Annotated in this window: 1 tRNA gene and 3 rRNA genes; all 4 read right to left on the bottom strand. The window is 50.6% G+C overall.

The features are described from left to right. Positions 1 to 95 (bottom strand): 5S ribosomal RNA (rrf, locus tag O3620_RS11780); the annotation flags it as partial. Positions 96 to 211: 116 nt separating this feature from the next. Next, positions 212 to 3,112, bottom strand: a 23S ribosomal RNA gene (locus tag O3620_RS11775). A 127-nt stretch (positions 3,113 to 3,239) separates the two neighbouring features. Next, positions 3,240 to 3,312 (bottom strand) — tRNA-Ala (locus O3620_RS11770). Positions 3,313 to 3,376: 64 nt separating this feature from the next. Further along, positions 3,377 to 4,924, bottom strand: a 16S ribosomal RNA gene (locus tag O3620_RS11765). Positions 4,925 to 4,956: the final 32 nt, after the last annotated feature.

The raw sequence follows: 4,956 nt of genomic DNA, 5'->3' as shown, positions 1-4,956 counted from the left end.
ACAGGGGGCAACCCCCAACTACTTCCGGCGTTCTAGGGCTTAACTGCTGTGTTCGGCATGGGTACAGGTGTATCTCCTAGGCTATCGTCACTTAACTATTGAATTAACTGTCCTGTCCTCTCAGACAAGCCTTATCAACTCAAAATTGAATACAATATCAAATCTCACATTTCTCTAAACCATTCGCTGCACTCTGATGAATCTCTTATTCTAGGATAAGTCCTCGAGCGATTAGTATTAGTCCGCTCCATGTGTCACCACACTTCCACTTCTAACCTATCAACCTGATCTTCTCTCAGGGCTCTTACTAACTTGCGTTATGGGAAATCTCATCTTGAGGTGGGTTTCACACTTAGATGCTTTCAGCGTTTATCCCTTCCCTACATAGCTACCCAGCGATGCTCTTGGCAGAACAACTGGTACACCAGCGGTAAGTCCACTCTGGTCCTCTCGTACTAGGAGCAGATCCTCTCAAATTTCCTACGCCCGCGACGGATAGGGACCGAACTGTCTCACGACGTTCTGAACCCAGCTCGCGTGCCGCTTTAATGGGCGAACAGCCCAACCCTTGGGACCGACTACAGCCCCAGGATGCGACGAGCCGACATCGAGGTGCCAAACCTCCCCGTCGATGTGAACTCTTGGGGGAGATAAGCCTGTTATCCCCAGGGTAGCTTTTATCCGTTGAGCGATGGCCCTTCCATGCGGAACCACCGGATCACTAAGCCCGACTTTCGTCCCTGCTCGAGTTGTAGCTCTCGCAGTCAAGCTCCCTTATACCTTTACACTCTGCGACTGATTTCCAACCAGTCTGAGGGAACCTTTGGGCGCCTCCGTTACCTTTTAGGAGGCGACCGCCCCAGTCAAACTGCCCGTCAGACACTGTCTCCGTAGATGATTAACCTACCGGGTTAGAGTGGCCATAACACAAGGGTAGTATCCCAACAACGCCTCCATCGAAACTGGCGTCCCGATTTCATAGGCTCCTACCTATCCTGTACATGTGGCACAGACACTCAATATCAAACTGCAGTAAAGCTCCATGGGGTCTTTCCGTCCTGTCGCGGGTAACCTGCATCTTCACAGGTACTAAAATTTCACCGAGTCTCTCGTTGAGACAGTGCCCAAATCATTACGCCTTTCGTGCGGGTCGGAACTTACCCGACAAGGAATTTCGCTACCTTAGGACCGTTATAGTTACGGCCGCCGTTTACTGGGGCTTCAATTCATACCTTCGCGTTACCGCTAAGCACTCCTCTTAACCTTCCAGCACCGGGCAGGCGTCACCCCCTATACATCATCTTACGATTTAGCAGAGAGCTGTGTTTTTGATAAACAGTTGCTTGGGCCTATTCACTGCGGCTGACAAAAGTCAGCACCCCTTCTCCCGAAGTTACGGGGTCATTTTGCCGAGTTCCTTAACGAGAGTTCTCTCGCTCACCTGAGGCTACTCGCCTCGACTACCTGTGTCGGTTTGCGGTACGGGTAGAGTATGATACAACGCTAGAAGCTTTTCTTGGCAGTGTGACATCACTCACTCGCTACTAAACTTCGCTCCCCATCACAGCTCAACGTTACAGGTATAAGCATTTGACTCATACCACGCCTCACTGCTTAGACGTACATCCATTCGTACGCACGAGTTAGCCTACTGCGTCCCTCCATCACTTCATACTCTAGTACAGGAATCTCAACCTGTTGGCCATCGGATACACCTTTCGGTCTCTCCTTAGGTCCCGACTAACCCAGGGCGGACGAGCCTTCCCCTGGAAACCTTAGTCTTACGGTGGACAGGATTCTCACCTGTCTTGCGCTACTCATACCGGCATTCTCACTTCTATGCGTTCCAGCGCTCCTCACGGTACACCTTCTCCACACATAGAACGCTCTCCTACCATACCTATAAAAGGTATCCACAGCTTCGGTAAATTGTTTTAGCCCCGGTACATTTTCGGCGCAGGGTCACTCGACTAGTGAGCTATTACGCACTCTTTGAATGAATAGCTGCTTCTAAGCTAACATCCTAGTTGTCTGTGCAACCCCACATCCTTTTCCACTTAACAATTATTTTGGGACCTTAGCTGGTGGTCTGGGCTGTTTCCCTTTCGACTACGGATCTTAGCACTCGCAGTCTGACTGCCGACCATAATTCATTGGCATTCGGAGTTTATCTGAGATTGGTAATCCGGGATGGACCCCTCACCCAAACAGTGCTCTACCTCCAAGAATCTTCATGTCGACGCTAGCCCTAAAGCTATTTCGGAGAGAACCAGCTATCTCCAAGTTCGTTTGGAATTTCTCCGCTACCCACAAGTCATCCAAGCACTTTTCAACGTGCCCTGGTTCGGTCCTCCAGTGCGTTTTACCGCACCTTCAACCTGCTCATGGGTAGGTCACATGGTTTCGGGTCTACATCATGATACTAAAGCGCCCTATTCAGACTCGGTTTCCCTACGGCTCCGTCTCTTCAACTTAACCTCGCATCATAACGTAACTCGCCGGTTCATTCTACAAAAGGCACGCTCTCACCCATTAACGGGCTCGAACTTGTTGTAGGCACACGGTTTCAGGTTCTATTTCACTCCCCTCCCGGGGTGCTTTTCACCTTTCCCTCACGGTACTGGTTCACTATCGGTCACTAGGGAGTATTTAGGGTTGGGAGATGGTCCTCCCAGATTCCGACGGGATTTCACGTGTCCCGCCGTACTCAGGATACTGCTAGGTACAGAATCTATTTAAAATACGAGGCTCTTACTCTCTTTGGCTGACTTTCCCAAGTCATTCTTCTATAAATTCTGAGTCCACATTGCAGTCCTACAACCCCGAAGAGTAAACTCTTCGGTTTGCCCTCCTGCCTCTTCGCTCGCCGCTACTAAGGCAATCGCTTTTGCTTTCTCTTCCTGCAGCTACTTAGATGTTTCAGTTCACTGCGTCTTCCTCCTCATTCCCTTAACAGAAATGGGTAACAGGCATCAACCTGTTGGGTTCCCCCATTCGGACATCCCCGGATCAAGTGCTTACTTACAGCTCCCCGAGGCATTTCGTCGTTTGTCACGTCCTTCTTCGGCTCCTAGTGCCAAGGCATCCACCGTGCGCCCTTACTAACTTAACCTTATTTTTGACCTTTCAGTCTTAAACTCATTAATATTCACAGCGTTTTCGGTTTATTTTCTTGTTACTATTTGATATCGGTATTCAATTTTCAATGGACAAGTTCTTTATCTAGTCAAACTAGATAATGGAGCCTAGCGGGATCGAACCGCTGACCTCCTGCGTGCAAAGCAGGCGCTCTCCCAGCTGAGCTAAGGCCCCACATAGCCCTCTCAAAACTAAACAAGACTCAAGTGCATTCCGTGTGTCCTTACGGACTCCTTAGAAAGGAGGTGATCCAGCCGCACCTTCCGATACGGCTACCTTGTTACGACTTCACCCCAATCATCTATCCCACCTTAGGCGGCTGGCTCCTTACGGTTACCTCACCGACTTCGGGTGTTACAAACTCTCGTGGTGTGACGGGCGGTGTGTACAAGGCCCGGGAACGTATTCACCGCGGCGTGCTGATCCGCGATTACTAGCGATTCCGACTTCATGTAGGCGAGTTGCAGCCTACAATCCGAACTGAGACTGGCTTTCAGAGATTAGCTTGCCGTCACCGGCTTGCGACTCGTTGTACCAGCCATTGTAGCACGTGTGTAGCCCAGGTCATAAGGGGCATGATGATTTGACGTCATCCCCACCTTCCTCCGGTTTATTACCGGCAGTCTCGCTAGAGTGCCCAACTGAATGATGGCAACTAACAATAGGGGTTGCGCTCGTTGCGGGACTTAACCCAACATCTCACGACACGAGCTGACGACAACCATGCACCACCTGTCACCTCTGTCCCGAAGGAAAACTCTATCTCTAGAGCGGTCAGAGGGATGTCAAGACCTGGTAAGGTTCTTCGCGTTGCTTCGAATTAAACCACATGCTCCACCGCTTGTGCGGGCCCCCGTCAATTCCTTTGAGTTTCAACCTTGCGGTCGTACTCCCCAGGCGGAGTGCTTAATGCGTTAGCTGCGGCACTAAGCCCCGGAAAGGGCCTAACACCTAGCACTCATCGTTTACGGCGTGGACTACCAGGGTATCTAATCCTGTTTGCTCCCCACGCTTTCGAGCCTCAGCGTCAGTTACAGACCAGAGAGCCGCTTTCGCCACCGGTGTTCCTCCATATATCTACGCATTTCACCGCTACACATGGAATTCCACTCTCCCCTTCTGCACTCAAGTTAAACAGTTTCCAAAGCATACTATGGTTAAGCCACAGCCTTTAACTTCAGACTTATCTAACCGCCTGCGCTCGCTTTACGCCCAATAAATCCGGACAACGCTCGGGACCTACGTATTACCGCGGCTGCTGGCACGTAGTTAGCCGTCCCTTTCTGGTAAGATACCGTCACAGTGTGAACTTTCCACTCTCACACCCGTTCTTCTCTTACAACAGAGCTTTACGATCCGAAAACCTTCTTCACTCACGCGGCGTTGCTCGGTCAGGGTTCCCCCCATTGCCGAAGATTCCCTACTGCTGCCTCCCGTAGGAGTCTGGGCCGTGTCTCAGTCCCAGTGTGGCCGATCACCCTCTCAGGTCGGCTATGTATCGTCGCCTTGGTGAGCCGTTACCTCACCAACTAGCTAATACAACGCAGGTCCATCTGGTAGTGATGCAATTGCATCTTTCAATTAATTATCATGCGACAATTAATATCATGCGGTATTAGCTATCGTTTCCAATAGTTATCCCCCGCTACCAGGCAGGTTACCTACGCGTTACTCACCCGTTCGCAACTCATCCAAGAAGAGCAAGCTCTTCTCTTCAGCGTTCTACTTGCATGTATTAGGCACGCCGCCAGCGTTCGTCCTGAGCCAGGATCAAACTCTCATTAAAAAGTTTGAGTTCGCACTCATTACTGTCCACTG

Source organism: Streptococcus sp. 27098_8_134 (assembly GCF_041431675.1).
Lineage (GTDB): Bacteria > Bacillota > Bacilli > Lactobacillales > Streptococcaceae > Streptococcus > Streptococcus sanguinis_R.
The sequence above is the reverse complement of the archived record's forward strand: the minus strand, read 5'-3'. Positions and strand labels throughout refer to the sequence as shown.